Origin of the sequence: Corynebacterium yonathiae (assembly GCF_027570195.1) — a bacterium.
In the GTDB taxonomy this organism is placed as follows: Bacteria; Actinomycetota; Actinomycetes; order Mycobacteriales; family Mycobacteriaceae; genus Corynebacterium; species Corynebacterium yonathiae.
Genome location: NZ_JAKMUZ010000007.1, coordinates 58,334 through 72,546, shown reverse-complemented (window position 1 = coordinate 72,546; position 14,213 = coordinate 58,334). Strand labels below are relative to the sequence as shown.

Here is a 14,213-nt window from a genome sequence, read left to right as displayed (position 1 = left end):
CATGCCTTATCAAACTCGCTGGTTAGACGATGAAGAGCAGGAGCTATGGCGTCTGTTGCTTGCCGCTGTGCGCAAAATTGATAGGGGAATGGATGAAACGCTGAAAGCCGGCGGAGAAGTTTCTGCCTCCGAGTTCGCCGTGCTAGTCGCTCTTTCAGAGGCACCCGAGGAGCGCCTGCGCCTGCGTGAGTTGTGTACGCAGCTGGAGTGGGACCGCTCTAGGGCCTCGCACCAGGTAACCCGCATGGAAAAGCGCGGGCTATTGTTTAAAGAACCCGACGAGGAAGACGCCCGCGGAATCAATGTGTGCGTAACCCACGCCGGCCTAGAACACCTACGGCGCGCCGCCCCCGAACACGTGGAATCGGTGCGACGCATGGTCTTTGATCACCTTGAGCCCGAGGATATCCCGGCCCTTAAGCGCTTTTTCACCGGAGTTGTGCAGGTAACTAACCTGCCAGGCTACGAAGGGTACGTGCCGGATTCACTACTACACGGAAAGGATTGAGCTCCATGATGGGCCAAGAGCTCTTTGAGCACCCAAAGAAGCAATATCAAACCTATGGCATCACTGCGCTGGAGGAGCTTAGCCCGCGCATCGGTGACCCCGAGGCGCACTTGGAGGATACGGCTAGCGAGGAACAAGTCACCGCCATGGAAGAGGCATTAGAGGCCTACCCAGACTCTGCGCTGACCTATGACCAAGACACCGAGCTATGGATTGTTGGCGCGGAAGAGGACATTGAGCGCATGCTCGCGGACCGCGAGTCTTTCGTAGAAGCGCTGCTCAATAACGAAGACCCTGGAATTTAAGGGCGAAGTTTCGGCGTCAATCAAAAGTGCGAGGAATGCGGCCTTCGGCGGACTTAACTGTTAAGATATCCGTAGTTAATCCTCGGTGGATCGAAAGGTTTTATCATTATGAACGAGCGTGAGGCTCAGGAACAGCGCGAAGCAGCAGCCCGCGATAAGGGCAATGGCTGGGTTCCCGTATTCCTTCAGTGGATTCCTTCCATGCTGCTGGCCCTGGTGATGGTGGCTGCCATGTTCTTCGGTATGTACTACATCGAGCACGGCACCTTGGACATCACCCAGCCGATCACCAACGAGTTCATTACTCAGTAGCTTCGGCACATAGAAGAATCCGGCTCCCCGCACACGGCGGGGAGCCGGATTGTTTTTATTTGCCCAGGGCTTGGCGCCAGGTCATCTTGCGTCCATTATTCAAAATCGCGCGGCGGTAGATGCGACCGACTAGCACGATAATCAGTGCAGTCACTACAGCCATGAGCACGTAGCTAGCCAGCAAGCCCAACCAGCTGAGGTTGCCCCCGGCCACCTGCATCGGAGCGACCAGCATGGAAACCGGCGGCAACCAAGTCATAACCTGCATCCATGTGGCATCCAGGTGCATCCAGCCGAACATTGGTACATACATGGTGGCAAAGACAAGAAACAGAATCGGTGCCTGCGTGGACTGGAGATCCTCGGTGCGCTGCACCATCGAGCCGGCTGCAGCGTAGAGGCTGCCAAAGAAAAGCAGGCCTAGAATCTCGCCCACAAGGAGGACGGCTACCAAGCCATAATCTAGCTCGAGGTCACTAGCCAGGCCTGACGCTGCAAGCGAGATTGCGCCACCGCCTAGAATGAGAAGGGTGGCCAAGAAACCGATGATGGTATTGCCCAAAATCTTGCCGGCCAGGAAGTCCACTGGGCGCACGGAAGACAAGATGATTTCCACCACGCGGGAGGATTTTTCTTCCGTGACGCGGCCGCCAATCAGGCCAGCGAAAGTCATGATGGAAAAGACCACCACCATGGCTCCGATCAAGACGGTGGCAACGCCGGCCATCTTCTGTTCAGTGCCATCCTCTTCTTCTAGGTTCACCTGATTTACGGCGGTCGAAGGGGTAGCCTTCTCTAGCTCTTGCGGGTCAATATTGAGCTTATCCAGCGCCGTTGCTTGTGCTTGAGAAGAAACGATTTGGTTGACGGTGGTCGTTACCGTGGCAGGCGTATCACCCTTGCTCAAAAGATCCCAGCCTTCGCTCTCTGCCGGAACGAGCGCGGCATCGGCCTCGTCATCTTCTACCAATTGCTGGGCTTCCGCGCGGTCTTTCGCCGCGGTGGCATCGATGCCGGAATCAGCAAAGGCAGTCGCTTCCAGCCCCACGACGGCTACGGAATCAGGTTCATCATCGCCGCTGAAGAAGCTGATAGCAATTGGGGCGATAATGGCGCCAAGGATGAGGAGCAGCATAGTGCCCACTACCATCTTCGACTTCAGCGCGACTGCCATTTCACGCTTGGCTACAACTCCGATGGTCTTCATTGCGGAATACTGCATGGCTTAGGCCTCCTCATTCTGGTTGCTGGTGACAACGTCCTGGAATAGCTCGGTCAGGTCTGGGATCTTGCGGCCGAAGGAATGGACCGGGCCTGCAGCCAATGCGGCTTGTAGGATTGTCTGGTCATCGACGCTGGGATCTGCTTGGAGTACCACGGCGTCGGCAGTCTCTGCCACCAACTCGGTTCCTTCCGGATACCAGCCGCGTGCTGGGGTAGCGACCTCGAAGCGAGGAGGGCCTTGGCTGCGCAGCTTATCGACGCCCCCTTCGGCCACCATGTGCCCCTTCGTCACAATGCCCACGCGGTCACACAAGCGCTGCACCAAGTCCAACTGGTGCGAGGAGAAAATGACGGGCACGCCACGGTTGGCGCGCTCGCGCAGCATGTCTGACATGACGTTGACTGCTACTGGGTCCAGCCCGGAAAAAGGCTCGTCCAGAATCAGCATGTCTGGGTCGTGGATAAGGGAGGCTGCGAGCTGTACTCGCTGCTGATTGCCCAAAGAGAGGTCATCGAGCTTATCGTCCATGCGCTCGCCCAGGCCCAGCTGTTCAAGGAGCTCCGCGCCGGCCCGCTTGGCGGCGGCTATATCCATACCGTGCAGCGTGCCAAGGAAGACCAGCTGGCTAAGCAGCGGTTCCTTGCCATAGAGTCCGCGCTCTTCTGGCATATAACCGATGCGGCGGCGATTATCGTCATTAATTGGGGCATTATCGAAATAGACTTCGCCGGAGTCTTTCGCCAGCACACCAAGCGCAATGCGCATGGTGGTGGACTTTCCGGCGCCGTTGGAGCCGACGAACCCGTAGATTTCGCCCTTGCCAACGCTAAAGGTCATATCCCGCAGGGCTTGCGTCTCCCCGAAGGACTTATTGAGGTGGTCAATGGTCAAGGTGGGCATGTTTAATTCTCCGAGTTCTGGTTGAAGGTCAGTGCGTAGCCGACAGCGGGCAGGGTGGCAGAGATGAAGTAGCTAAAGAGCAGGAAGTAGCCAGCTCCTAGGAGGTATTTGGTTGCAATAGTTCCAGTAATTCCTCCTCCGAGGAACCAATTTCCCGTGAGGAGCGTGGCAAACCCGCCGACAAATAGTAGGGAAGTAGACAGCTTGAAGGCCCTGCGGCGCCATTGATCGAGGGTCTGCGCTTCATATTCATCGAGAGAGGTCAGAGGCTTCGTGTCCTTGGAGTCGATGGAAATTCGCAGAATGGTCCACGGGACGCACGAGAGCACGATTGCTATAGACATAGCGAAGAGGGCCCAGTAGGAGGAAAGAGCCAGGGCGATGAGCAGGAAGATCGCGGATACGGCTACGCAGCCATACATTGACGCGATTAATCCACGGGTGGGGCCGGGGCGGCGGAACCGCTCGGCGCGGATCGTTGTTGAAACAGGGGCTTCGTTTGCTGTCATGCACCCAAGTGTTGCATAAACCCAACACTCTGGCAAGTGTTTCTGGAGATGTTGTCTGGGTTGACCCTGACGCAGCGTGAGGCGCGACAATGAAGTCATGGACGACATCGATGAAGTTCTTTATACCGTTGGCGAGGTAGCAGCGCTCTTCCGCATTACGGTGCGCACTCTGCATCACTGGGAGGCGCAAGGTTTGCTGTCTCCTACGTGGCGCAGCTGGTCCAACTACCGGCTCTACACCGAGGCGGACTGCGCACGGGTGCAAAAGATTCTGATCTACCGCGCCACCGGTATGAAATTGACCGATATTAAACAGCTGCTAGATGGCGATGCCTCTGACGTAGAACATTTGCAGAGGCAGAGGGAAAGCTTGCTTGCTCAGCGGGACAACCTCACCAAAATGCTGGCAGCGATTGACACCTTGATGGAGGACGCAATGAATAACCGAAAGCTCACCACTGAAGAAATAGGACAAATTGTCGGCGATGCCAACTTCGCCGCGCATCAGCAAGAGGCTGAAGAGGCCTACGGATCGAGTAAGGATTGGGCCATGTATCAACAGCGCACCGCGGGCTGGTCGAAGGAGAATTGGAGTAACGCCCAAGCAGGTGTAGTTGAGGTAGAAAAAGAATTAGCCCAAGCTGTGGCCGACGGCGTAGCAGTGGATTCGGAGGTGGCGCAGGGGCTCGTCGAGAAGCACCGCGCAGCACTCAGTTCCTTCTTCCCGGTTACTCCGGCGAAGCATTTCCTGATTTCACGCGGGTATGTTGCCGATGAGCGCTTCCGCGACCACTATGAGGCACAGCAGGAGGGGCTTGCCCAGTGGTTGGCGGATGCGATTGAATATGCGGCAAAGGAGCAAGGGGTGGATACCGCAAACCCGGAGTGGGCATAGGGGTAGCGGGAATCGCTAGGGGAGGCTGAACGGGCCGATAGATAATAAATAAGCCGCTGGCCACCAAGAAATCCTGGTGTCCAGCGGTGACCGTGTCCCCGACAGGGATCGAACCTGCGACCTTCGGTACCGGAAACCGATGCTCTAATCCGCTGAGCTACGGAGACATCGCTGGGAAAATTCCCAACGATGTGATTTTAGCGCATGGGGTAGTGGGGGACTAAATCAGGCCAGGGGCGTCGGCAGTAGTTACTTCGCCGGTGCGCAAATAGTGCACGCCAATGTCATCGACAACCTTATTCTCGGAGGCAAAGTGCCCATGGCCAGGGCCGTGGACGGTGACCACACGCGACTGCATCGGCTTGGAGAGGCTCGTGTGGTATTGGTACGGCGTTTGTGGGTCGCCCGTTGCTTGAATCTGGAGGGGCTTGGTGGCGAGCTTGGAGCCGTCGAGAGGCGCCTGGCCGGTGACCGGCGCACGTCCACCGCAGCCCGCGCCGGAGCCGTAGAGAGAGTTGATGAGGGTGAAGGGATCAACGCTGACGAAATTGGCCCACAGGTAGCTCGGGTACAGCAGCGGATTTCCAGGCACAGTGTTTTCATTGCAGACAATGAGGTTTTGCATATTCATTGCCTGGGCTAGGGACTCTTGCTCTTTGCGCGTTGCCTCTGGGGCGGACTGCGCGGCATCCATAGGCTCGCTGCCATTCAAGTGCTTAGCAAAGGCATCCCACTGCGAAGGAACCGGAACGAGGAGGCGCGTCATGCCCAACAACGGGGAGGAAACCTGCACAGCATTGGGGTTTTGAATCTTCTGGCTGAGGAACTCCGCCTGCACGCGAAGTGGGCCGGTGGCGGACATGATGTCCGCACCGGGCTGGCCGGCAAATTCGAGTCCTGGAGGTAGGTCACCAATCTTGGCGTTCGGTGGCAAGACGGTAGGGCGTACACCTGCCTCACGAGCTACCTTTTGAGACCATTTTTCATAGACCTGCAGCGGGGTGGTGCCGAGGTGGTACTTGGCATCATTTTTGGCGATGAACCCAAAGAGATCGTGCAGTCCCTTTTCATAGCCGCGTTGTTGCGAAGCAAAGATGCCATTCCACGCCAGCTTGGGGCTCATTCCGGAATCCAACAAGACTTTGCCGGTGTGCTCTGGATATTTGGTGGCGTAAGCGGAACCGAGGTAGGTGCCATAAGAAGTACCGGCGATATCAATCTTGTCCTCGCCCAAGGCGCGGCGCACCATCTCCCAATCCTGCAGGGTATTCGCGGTGGTCAGTGAGTTGGTGTAGCCCGGGGTGTGCTTTTCGCAGGCATCGCGGGTGAGCTTTCCCACCTGGAGGCTTCCCTGGAGCGGGTCGCTGGTGGCCGTGGCATCGCACTTGACTGGGGTGGAGCCTGGAAGACCGCGTGGCTGTACACCGATGGTGTCCCACTCATCCCGCACGGCCTGTGGCCACGGAACAGCGCTATTGCCGGCCCATCCATAAGCATCGCCACTTGGGCCACCAGGGTTGGTAAACAACGCACCACGGCGGGCGCCAGGGTTGGCGGCGGGCACCCGCACGAAGCCGACGCTAATGGTGCCGGCCTTCGGGTTGTCATAATAGGTAGGGACTTCGATGCGTCCGCATTCGGCCGAGTCGATATCTACCTGCTCGGGGCAGTCCTCCCAGGAAATAGCGGGCTTGGTTTCCAGCGGTGCGGATGCAGTTGCGGCCGTAGCAATCGGTGCAGTAACACCAATGGTGACCGCAGCAGCACCGAGCGTGGCCGCAAGCTTAGAAGAAAAAGAAAGCATAGATTAGGTCTCCAGAATAAAAACAACTGGTAGACCTAGCCTATGCTTCTTTGATGCTTTTAGCATCATCTTCACAGCAGGTGGGTGCCCTCACCGGCCGGGGGCGAGGGCTATGTAACCTACTTGACGATGAGGACGATGAGGTCACGTGGGCCGTGTACGCCCTCGACACGAGTGAGCTCGATATCAGAGGTGGCGGAAGGGCCGGAAATCCAGGTTGCAGGCTTCTCTGGATCCATGCGGGAGATGACCTCGGGGATGCCGTAGACGATCTCATCCTGGTGGACGATGCACAGGTGGCGATCCGGAACTAGGGTGAGCGCGCGACGACCGCAACGTTCATCAGACTCGAGCACGATGGTGCCGGTCTGGGCGGAGGTGACATGGGAATAAGTGACCACTGCGTCGGTCTCATTGAGGGTGCGCGGATCGACACTGTTATCGTCCGGCTTCGCGTCGAAGCCTTCGAATAGGCTGGCATCCATGCCCTCGGCATAGCGGATGTCGTTGCACTCGCGATCCTTAAGGATCTTGGCGATGGCTTGCTTCAGCTCGCCTTCCTCGGTGACGTGCACCTCGGCCTTGTAGTCCTCGAGTCGGTCAATGAGCATATCGCGCAGTTCGTCCGCGTTCAGGGTGCCTTCGTGCTGGTAGTCGCGCGGGGCATCAACGTGGTCGGGAAGACCAGCCTGCTTTTGGGCGGAGCGGATGCGGTTTAGAATTTCCTGCTTTGCGTTCACTTTTTGGACTCCTCACGGGCCTCGGCAAGAAGTTCCTTGCCTTCTTCGGACTCGAACCACTGGCGGAAGGACTTCTTTGGTGGAACCGCGGTATCGCGGCCTTCAGACCAACCGGACATAAACAGTGGCAGGGATTCGATGGTCTTGTTGGTGCCACCCAAAATTCGGCCTAGGGCGACCATATGGGTTGCCTTGTTCCACAGCTTCGGATTGCTCCACAGCAGCTGGATGGTCTTGAAGAGCTTCGGCTCGATCGGCGGGGTAGCGTGGGTGACTTTCTGGTGACGGTTTTCCAAAATGACGTCAGAAAGCGGAATCTTAACCGGGCAAACCTCGTCGCAGCGGCCACACAGCGAGCAGGCATAAGGCAGGCTTGCGGAAGGATCGTTATGGTCCTTCATGCCGGTGAGCTGCGGAGTCAGGGAAATGCCAATCGGGCCAGGGTAAACCGAACCGTAGGCGTGGCCGCCAGCGCGCTCGTAGACTGGGCAAACATTCAAGCAAGCCGAGCAACGGATGCACTTGAGGGCCTGGTGGCCGATTGGGGAGGACAGGGCGGCGGTACGGCCGTTATCCAGCAGTACTAGGTGGAAGTTCTGTGGACCATCGCCCTCAGTAACACCGGACCACATGGAGGTGTATGGGTTCATACGCTCTGCAGTGGAAGAACGCGGCAGCAGCTGGAGGAAGACCTCCAAGTCCTGGAAGGTAGGAACCAGCTTTTCAATGCCCATCACGGTAATTAGGGTCTCCGGCAGGGTCAGGCACATGCGGCCATTGCCCTCGGACTCCACGATGTTGATGGTGCCGGTTTCTGCCACGCCGAAGTTGGCGCCAGAGATTGCCACCTTTGCCTTCATGAACTGCTCGCGCAGGAACTGGCGGGATGCCTCTGCCAACTCGGCAGGCTCTGCCTGCAGGGAGTCATCGGTATTCGGCATCTTATTGACGAAGATATCGCGAATCTCCGCGCGGTTGCGGTGGATAGCCGGAACCAGAATGTGGGATGGTTTATCCTCGCCTAGCTGCACGATGAGCTCTGCCAAGTCGGTCTCGCGAGCGTTGATGCCCGCTGCCTCCAGGTGCTCGTTCATGCCGATCTCCTGAGTGGCCATGGACTTAACCTTGACCACATCGGTCTCGCCAGTGGCACGAATCAGACCTTCGATGATCTGATTAGCTTCCTTGGCATCGCGTGCCCAGTGGACAGTGCCACCGCGCGCCTTAACAGCCTCTTCGAACTGCTCAAGCAGTTCGGGCATACGAGCGGCTACATCTTCCTTGATGGCGGAGCCTGCAGCGCGCAGCTCCTGCCAATCATCAAGCTCTTCTACAGCGCCAGAGCGCTTCTCACGAATGGAGGTAGTGGCATGCTGCAGGTTGTGGCGCTGGGTGGCGTTATTTAGGCCAACGTGTGCGAGGGGAACAAAGGCCTTGCTGCCGCGCAGGTTACCGTAGCCTTCCGGTGCACGCGGTGGGGTGGTATCGAGGAAAGAGGTCATTAGAGCATCGTCTCCTTGGAGTAGGCGGCGGAGGTAGGAGTCCATGGGTGCTCCTTGGTAGAAGCCAAGATTTCAGCCATGTGAACGGCGCGGATACCGGAACGCTGGCGGCTCAGGGCACCACCGATGTTCATCAGGCAGGAGGAGTCACCGCCGGTGACGTATTCAGCCTCGGTCTCCTTTACATGGCGGGTCTTATCGGTGACCATTGCGCGGGATACTTCCGCATTCTTAATTGCGAAGGTACCGCCGAAGCCGCAGCATTCTTCCTTATTAGGAAGGGTGACCAGGTCGATGCCCTCAACCTCCTGGAGCAGCTGTAGGGGGCGGTCGCCCAGCTTCAGGAAGCGCAAGCCATGGCAGGAGGGGTGGTAGGTCACGCGGTGGGGGAAGAATGCGCCCACATTAGTCACGCCGGCGACGTCTACCAAGAATTCCGGTAGATCCAGGGTCTTCTGGGTGGTCTTGCGAGCGCCGTCGACGTCGGCGGCGTTGCCGAAGCGGTCGGCGATGCGCTCGTGCTGCTCACGAACGGCACCCACGCAGGAGCCGGAGGCTGCAACTACGTAGTCAATAGAGGGATCCGCGAAGGCATCCGCATAGGAGCGGATCATGCCCAACGTTTCCTTTTGGTAGCCGGTATTGATGTGCATCTGGCCGCAGCAGGTCTGCTCTTCCGGGAAGACCACCTCGTGGCCCAAGCGGGAGAGAACCAGTGCCGTTGCCTTTTGTACGTCCGGGAAAAGGGCGTCACCAATGCAAGTGGAAAATAGCGCAATGCGCATACGGTGCTCCTCGTTGATTTTTGACATGGGGGTAGGCACAACCATACTCCTTTTAAGCAGTACGTGCGTAATGCGTCTCTGCGTTGACCAGCGATTATTTTGCAATATTAGTGTTGCAGAAAGTGTTTATCGGCCATTTGCGCAGCAAAGGGAAGTTTTAGGGGACGGCCCTTTTCACACTTGACTTTTCAGTCCACTAGAATCGTGCGACATGACACCAGCTGATTTGGCCACACTGATTAAAGAAACTGCCACTAAGGTCATGGAAAGCCATGAGCTTGACTCCTCCGTCTTGCCAGAAACGGTAAACGTAGAACGCCCTCGCAATCCTGAGCACGGCGATTATGCCACCAATGTGGCATTGCAGGTGGCCAAGAAAGCTGGCGCTAATCCGCGCGAACTGGGCGGCTGGTTGGCAGAGGCCCTGGCGGATCATGACGCTATTGCGGAAGCCGATATTGCCGGACCTGGTTTTATTAATATTCGTCTCGCGGCCGATGCCCAAGGTGAGATCGTCGCGCAGATTCTCCGTGCCGGCAAGGAGTATGGCTCTAATGATTCCTTTGCAGGCAAGAAGGTCAATCTAGAGTTTGTCTCCGCCAACCCGACCGGCCCAATCCACCTCGGTGGCACCCGCTGGGCCGCCGTGGGAGATTCCTTGGGCCGCGTGCTGGAAGCATCTGGCGCGGAGGTTACCCGGGAGTATTACTTCAATGACCATGGCGGCCAGATTGACCGCTTCTCCCGTTCTCTCGTGGCGGCCGCGAAGGGCGAGCCAACTCCGGAGGATGGCTACGGCGGAGCCTATATCCAAGACATCGCTTCGGCCGTAGTGAAGAAGAATCCATCCGCGCTCGAGGGCAGCGAGGAAGAAGTGCAGGAAGCCTTCCGCGCAGACGGTGTAGAGATGATGTTTGCGCAGATTAAGCAGTCCCTGCATGAATTTGGCGTGGACTTTGATGTCTACTTCCACGAGAACTCCCTCTTTGAATCCGGCGCGGTCGACGCTGCACTGGACAAGCTCAAGGCTGAAGGCCATATGTATGAGGCTGAGAATGCGTGGTGGCTCAAATCCACCGACTACGGCGATTCCAAGGACCGCGTGGTGGTTAAATCCGATGGCAATGCAGCCTATATTGCAGGCGATATTGCCTACGTAGCTGATAAATTCGACCGTGGCCATGATTTGAATATCTACATGTTGGGCGCGGACCACCACGGCTATGTGCCGCGCTTGAAGGCGGCAGCAGCTGCCTTGGGCTACGATGCCGATGCTGTTGAAGTGCTGATTGGCCAGCTGGTCAACCTTTTGCGCGATGGCAAGCCGGTGCGCATGTCTAAGCGCGCAGGCACGGTCATCACCATGGAAGACCTCGTGGCCGCCATCGGCGTGGACGCCTCCCGTTACTCCCTGGTGCGTTCCTCAGTGGACCAGAGCATCGATATCGACCTCGGCCTGTGGGAATCCCAGTCCTCGGATAACCCCGTCTACTACGTGCAGTACGGCCACGCCCGCCTGTGCTCCATCGGCCGCAAGGCAGCCGAGCTGGGTGTCGATGCCGAGGATGCGGACCTTTCCCTGCTCACGCACGAACGAGAGGGAGACCTCATCCGTACGCTGGGTGAATTCCCAGCAGTGGTGGAAGAAGCAGCTCAGCTGCGCGAGCCGCACCGCATTGCCCGCTACGCCGAGGACCTCGCTGCGGTATTCCACCGTTTCTATGACTCTTGCCAGGTACTGCCCAAGGCCGGCGAGGAAGAAGCTCCTATCCACGGCGCGCGCCTAGCGCTGGCGCAGGCATCTCGGGTGGTCTTGGCCAATGCCTTGACCATGGTGGGCGTGAGCACCCCGGAGAAGATGTAAATGGCGGATTTTAATGAGTTGCCCGCCCATGTCTGGCCGCGCAATGCGCAGCGCGAGGAAGATGGTGTGGTTACCATCGCTGGCGTTCCGCTGCCGGACTTGGCGGAGGAATTCCACACCCCGCTCTACGTTTTCGACGAAGATGACTTCCGGTCCCGCTGCCAAGACATGGCCCGCGCCTTCGGTGGCCCGGAGCATGTGCACTATGCTTCCAAGGCGTTCATCTCTAAGAAGATCGTGAATTGGGTCAATGAGGAAGGCCTGTGCTTGGACGCAGCCTCCCTCAACGAACTCAAGATTGCACTAGCGGCAGAATTCCCAGCCGAGCGCATCACCACGCATGGCAATAATAAGGACGAAGAATACCTGCGGCTGTGTGTGGATGCCGGTGTAGGCCACGTCGTCATCGATAATGAGCACGAGCTCGAAGATCTTAATCGCATCGCAGGTGAGGCGGGCAAGATTCAGCCGGTGATGATTCGCGTAAAGCCGGGCGTTGATGCGCATACGCATGAGTTCATTGCCACAGCGCATGAGGATCAGAAATTCGGAATTTCGCTTGCCACTGGTGCGGCTTTTGCCGCAGCTAAGCGCTGCTTGGAAGCAGAGAATCTGCACTTGAGCGGCCTGCACTGCCACGTTGGCTCCCAGGTCTTTAATGCGGAGGGCTTCAAGCTTGCCGCCGAGCGCGTAATGGGCCTGTACCGCCAGATTTATACCGAGCTGGGCGTGACTTTGGCAGAGCTCGACTTAGGTGGCGGCTTCGGTATTCCCTATATGCCCTATGAGGAGGCGCTGGATATCGAGCGCGTGGCCAGCGATATGCTCGGTGCGGTCAAACGCACCGCGGAGGAGTTGGACATCGAGGCGCCCTTCCTCCTGGTTGAGCCTGGTCGCTCCCTGGTCGCTGGCTCGGCGGTGACCGTCTACCGCGTGGGTACCGTCAAGGATGTAGAAACCGGCAAGTCCGATCTGCCGCTGCGGCGCTATATCTCCGTCGACGGCGGAATGTCAGACAATATTCGCCCGGCGCTCTACGGTTCAGCGTATGACGTACGCGTGGTCAACCGCTTCAGCGATGGGGAAGAGGTGCCCTCCCGCGTGGTAGGTTTCCACTGTGAGTCCGGCGATATCCTCCTTGAGGACGGCGAGCTTCCTAATGATATCCAGTCGGGAGACTTGATTGCCTTTGCTGCCACTGGTGGCTACCAGTACATGATGTCTTCGCGCTATAACGGTGCGGTGCGGCCTGCGGTTGTCGCTACGCGCGTCGGCCAGACCAAGCCGATGTTGCGCCGCGAGACCATCGAGGATCTTCTTTCTCTCGAAGTAGACTAGCCCGCGCCCGCTGTCTCCCGCCACAAGGTCTAATTTAATTCAGGCCTTGTGACGGGGACTTTTCTATCTGTGGGTCTATTTAGGGCGAAAGTAGACAGCTTGTTCTGTATAGTGTCCTGTATCCGCACCGAGCGGGAATAACACGTTAACCCCAACTTCAATATGGAGACGGACTATGGCTGCATTGACTAGTGAGCTTCAGGCACAAAAGCATTCCGGCAAGGGCGAGGGCGAGACCGTTGGCATCGCTCTACTGGGTTTTGGCACCGTTGGTGCTGAGGTCTTTCGCTTGCTGGGAGAGAATGCTGATGCCTTTGCTCACCGCATTGGCGGCCCCGCCGAGATTCGCGGCATTGCTATCCAAAATAAGAATAAGCTTCGCCCGGGCGTGCCCCAGGAGCTTTTGACCGATGATGCCAAGGCACTTGTCGCCCGCGATGATATCGATCTCGTCGTGGAGGTCATTGGCGGTATTGATTTCCCACGCGAGTTGGTCCTCGCCGCGCTAAATTCCGGAAAATCTGTAGTTACCGCTAATAAGGCGCTGGTAGCTGCGCACGCAGACGAGTTGGCAGAGGCCGCTGACCGCGCCGGAGTAGACCTTTATTTTGAGGCTGCAGTGGCCGCCGCCATCCCGGTAGTGGGCATGCTGCGCCGCTCCTTGGCCGGCGATCAGGTAGAGCGCATCTCCGGCATCGTCAACGGCACGACCAACTTCATCTTGGATGCGATGGAGTCCACGGGTGCCTCTTATGATGAGGCACTGGCCGAGGCTACCCGCCTGGGCTACGCCGAGGCTGATCCCACCGCGGATGTTGAGGGCCACGACGCCGCCTCCAAGGCCGCCATTATGGCATCTTTGGGTTTTCACACCCGCGTGAAGTTTGAAGACGTGCACTGCGAGGGCATTACCAAGGTCACGGCTGCGGATATCGCGGCGGCCAATGATGCCGGCTATTCCATCAAACTGCTGGCCATCTGCGAGCGCCTCCAGCGAGAGGACGGCTCCGAGGCTGTCAACGCCCGCGTACACCCCACTTTGGTGCCCAAGGAGCACCCGCTGGCCTCTGTCAGCGAGTCCTATAATGCCATCTTCGTCGAGGCCGAGGCCGCAGGCTCCCTGATGTTCTACGGCAATGGCGCAGGTGGCAATCCTACGGCTTCTGCCGTGCTTGGCGACGTCGTCGGTGCAGCCCGCAATATCGTCCACGGCGGCCGCGCACCGGGTGAAAATACCTACGCTAATCTTCCCATTGCCGACTTTGGTGAGGTGGAAACGCGCTATCACATCGATATGGAGGTCCAAGACCGCACCGGTGTGCTCGCGGCCATCTCTGCGGCCTTTGCCAATAATGGCGTATCCCTGCGCACGGTGCGCCAGGAGGATGGCGAAGATACCGCCCGCCTTATCGTGGTCACCCATGCTGCCAAGGAAGCCACCTTGGACAAGATCGTGGCGGCTTTGGGCGAGCTAGATGAGGTCAAGGCCGTCCATTCCGTAATCCGCCTCGGCAGCTAGCCCGGCG

Annotated in this window: 14 protein-coding genes and 1 tRNA gene; 7 read left to right on the top strand and 8 right to left on the bottom strand. The window is 58.1% G+C overall.

All coding sequences use genetic code 11. The annotated features are described in order from the left end of the window. The first annotated feature begins 1 nt into the window (after nt 1). The 3 genes from L8V22_RS05050 (at nt 2) to L8V22_RS05040 (ending at nt 1,125) form a co-directional block, all read left to right on the top strand. Nucleotides 2–508, top strand: coding sequence for a MarR family winged helix-turn-helix transcriptional regulator (locus L8V22_RS05050; protein WP_238801055.1), 507 nt, complete (start codon nt 2–4; stop codon nt 506–508). Nucleotides 509–513: 5 nt separating this feature from the next. Next, complete coding sequence (locus tag L8V22_RS05045; protein ID WP_238801054.1) at nt 514–813, top strand: molecular chaperone GrpE; 300 nt, start codon at nt 514–516, stop codon at nt 811–813. Nucleotides 814–921: 108 nt separating this feature from the next. Then, nucleotides 922–1,125 (top strand): hypothetical protein, encoded by a 204-nt coding sequence (locus L8V22_RS05040; RefSeq protein WP_238801053.1) that lies wholly within the window; start codon nt 922–924, stop codon nt 1,123–1,125. Nucleotides 1,126–1,180: 55 nt separating this feature from the next. Here L8V22_RS05040 and L8V22_RS05035 read toward each other — a convergent pair whose 3' ends face one another. From L8V22_RS05035 to L8V22_RS05025, 3 genes are read right to left on the bottom strand one after another with little or no spacing between them, the layout of a single operon-like run. Further along, nucleotides 1,181–2,347: an ABC transporter permease gene (locus tag L8V22_RS05035; RefSeq protein WP_238801052.1), complete on the bottom strand. Its 1,167-nt coding sequence runs from the start codon at nt 2,345–2,347 to the stop codon at nt 1,181–1,183. Between the two features lie 3 nt (nt 2,348–2,350). Beyond that, entirely contained in the window at nt 2,351–3,250 is a 900-nt protein-coding gene (locus L8V22_RS05030; protein WP_238801051.1) for an ABC transporter ATP-binding protein, read from the bottom strand. A gap of 2 nt (nt 3,251–3,252) precedes the next feature. After that, nucleotides 3,253–3,759, bottom strand: coding sequence for a hypothetical protein (locus L8V22_RS05025; RefSeq protein WP_238801050.1), 507 nt, complete (start codon nt 3,757–3,759; stop codon nt 3,253–3,255). A 97-nt stretch (nt 3,760–3,856) separates the two neighbouring features. Between L8V22_RS05025 and L8V22_RS05020 the strand changes: the two genes are divergently transcribed. Then, entirely contained in the window at nt 3,857–4,654 is a 798-nt protein-coding gene (locus L8V22_RS05020) for a MerR family transcriptional regulator (protein WP_255711771.1), read from the top strand. 93 nt (nt 4,655–4,747) lie between these two features. Here L8V22_RS05020 and L8V22_RS05015 read toward each other — a convergent pair. The 5 genes from L8V22_RS05015 to L8V22_RS04995 form a co-directional block, all read right to left on the bottom strand. Beyond that, a tRNA-Arg gene (locus L8V22_RS05015) sits at nt 4,748–4,821 on the bottom strand. Between the two features lie 53 nt (nt 4,822–4,874). After that, nucleotides 4,875–6,458: an alpha/beta fold hydrolase gene (locus L8V22_RS05010; RefSeq protein ID WP_238801048.1), complete on the bottom strand. Its 1,584-nt coding sequence runs from the start codon at nt 6,456–6,458 to the stop codon at nt 4,875–4,877. A gap of 119 nt (nt 6,459–6,577) precedes the next feature. Next, nucleotides 6,578–7,198, bottom strand: a complete 621-nt coding sequence (locus L8V22_RS05005) for a LutC/YkgG family protein (protein WP_238801047.1) — start codon at nt 7,196–7,198, stop codon at nt 6,578–6,580. Next, the gene (locus L8V22_RS05000) at nt 7,195–8,700 is read right to left on the bottom strand and encodes a lactate utilization protein B (RefSeq protein ID WP_049361405.1); all 1,506 of its coding nucleotides are present in this window, start codon (nt 8,698–8,700) and stop codon (nt 7,195–7,197) included. The genes L8V22_RS05005 and L8V22_RS05000 overlap by 4 nt, the downstream gene beginning before the upstream one ends. After that, nucleotides 8,700–9,485, bottom strand: a complete 786-nt coding sequence (locus tag L8V22_RS04995) for a (Fe-S)-binding protein (RefSeq protein WP_238801088.1) — start codon at nt 9,483–9,485, stop codon at nt 8,700–8,702. The genes L8V22_RS05000 and L8V22_RS04995 overlap by 1 nt, the downstream gene beginning before the upstream one ends. 211 nt (nt 9,486–9,696) lie before the next feature. Here L8V22_RS04995 and argS point away from each other — a divergent pair, with 211 nt between their 5' ends. The 3 genes from argS (at nt 9,697) to L8V22_RS04980 (ending at nt 14,206) form a co-directional block, all read left to right on the top strand. Further along, the gene (argS, locus tag L8V22_RS04990) at nt 9,697–11,349 is read left to right on the top strand and encodes an arginine--tRNA ligase (protein WP_238801046.1); all 1,653 of its coding nucleotides are present in this window, start codon (nt 9,697–9,699) and stop codon (nt 11,347–11,349) included. Beyond that, the gene (gene lysA, locus L8V22_RS04985) at nt 11,350–12,687 is read left to right on the top strand and encodes a diaminopimelate decarboxylase (protein WP_238801045.1); all 1,338 of its coding nucleotides are present in this window, start codon (nt 11,350–11,352) and stop codon (nt 12,685–12,687) included. It begins immediately after the preceding gene. 175 nt (nt 12,688–12,862) lie between these two features. Further along, nucleotides 12,863–14,206: a homoserine dehydrogenase gene (locus L8V22_RS04980; protein WP_238801044.1), complete on the top strand. Its 1,344-nt coding sequence runs from the start codon at nt 12,863–12,865 to the stop codon at nt 14,204–14,206. The last annotated feature ends 7 nt before the right edge of the window (nt 14,207–14,213 follow it).

Coding starts and splice junctions, on each gene's coding strand:
- L8V22_RS04980 (WP_238801044.1), top strand. CDS start 12,863: ATGGCTGCATTGACTAGTGAGCTTCAGGCACAAAAGCATTCCGGCAAG.
- L8V22_RS05030 (WP_238801051.1), bottom strand. CDS start 3,250: ATGCCCACCTTGACCATTGACCACCTCAATAAGTCCTTCGGGGAGACG.
- L8V22_RS04995 (WP_238801088.1), bottom strand. CDS start 9,485: ATGCGCATTGCGCTATTTTCCACTTGCATTGGTGACGCCCTTTTCCCG.
- L8V22_RS05040 (WP_238801053.1), top strand. CDS start 922: ATGAACGAGCGTGAGGCTCAGGAACAGCGCGAAGCAGCAGCCCGCGAT.
- L8V22_RS05010 (WP_238801048.1), bottom strand. CDS start 6,458: ATGCTTTCTTTTTCTTCTAAGCTTGCGGCCACGCTCGGTGCTGCTGCG.
- argS (WP_238801046.1), top strand. CDS start 9,697: ATGACACCAGCTGATTTGGCCACACTGATTAAAGAAACTGCCACTAAG.
- L8V22_RS05050 (WP_238801055.1), top strand. CDS start 2: ATGCCTTATCAAACTCGCTGGTTAGACGATGAAGAGCAGGAGCTATGG.
- L8V22_RS05035 (WP_238801052.1), bottom strand. CDS start 2,347: ATGCAGTATTCCGCAATGAAGACCATCGGAGTTGTAGCCAAGCGTGAA.
- L8V22_RS05045 (WP_238801054.1), top strand. CDS start 514: ATGATGGGCCAAGAGCTCTTTGAGCACCCAAAGAAGCAATATCAAACC.
- lysA (WP_238801045.1), top strand. CDS start 11,350: ATGGCGGATTTTAATGAGTTGCCCGCCCATGTCTGGCCGCGCAATGCG.
- L8V22_RS05020 (WP_255711771.1), top strand. CDS start 3,857: ATGGACGACATCGATGAAGTTCTTTATACCGTTGGCGAGGTAGCAGCG.
- L8V22_RS05025 (WP_238801050.1), bottom strand. CDS start 3,759: ATGACAGCAAACGAAGCCCCTGTTTCAACAACGATCCGCGCCGAGCGG.
- L8V22_RS05000 (WP_049361405.1), bottom strand. CDS start 8,700: ATGACCTCTTTCCTCGATACCACCCCACCGCGTGCACCGGAAGGCTAC.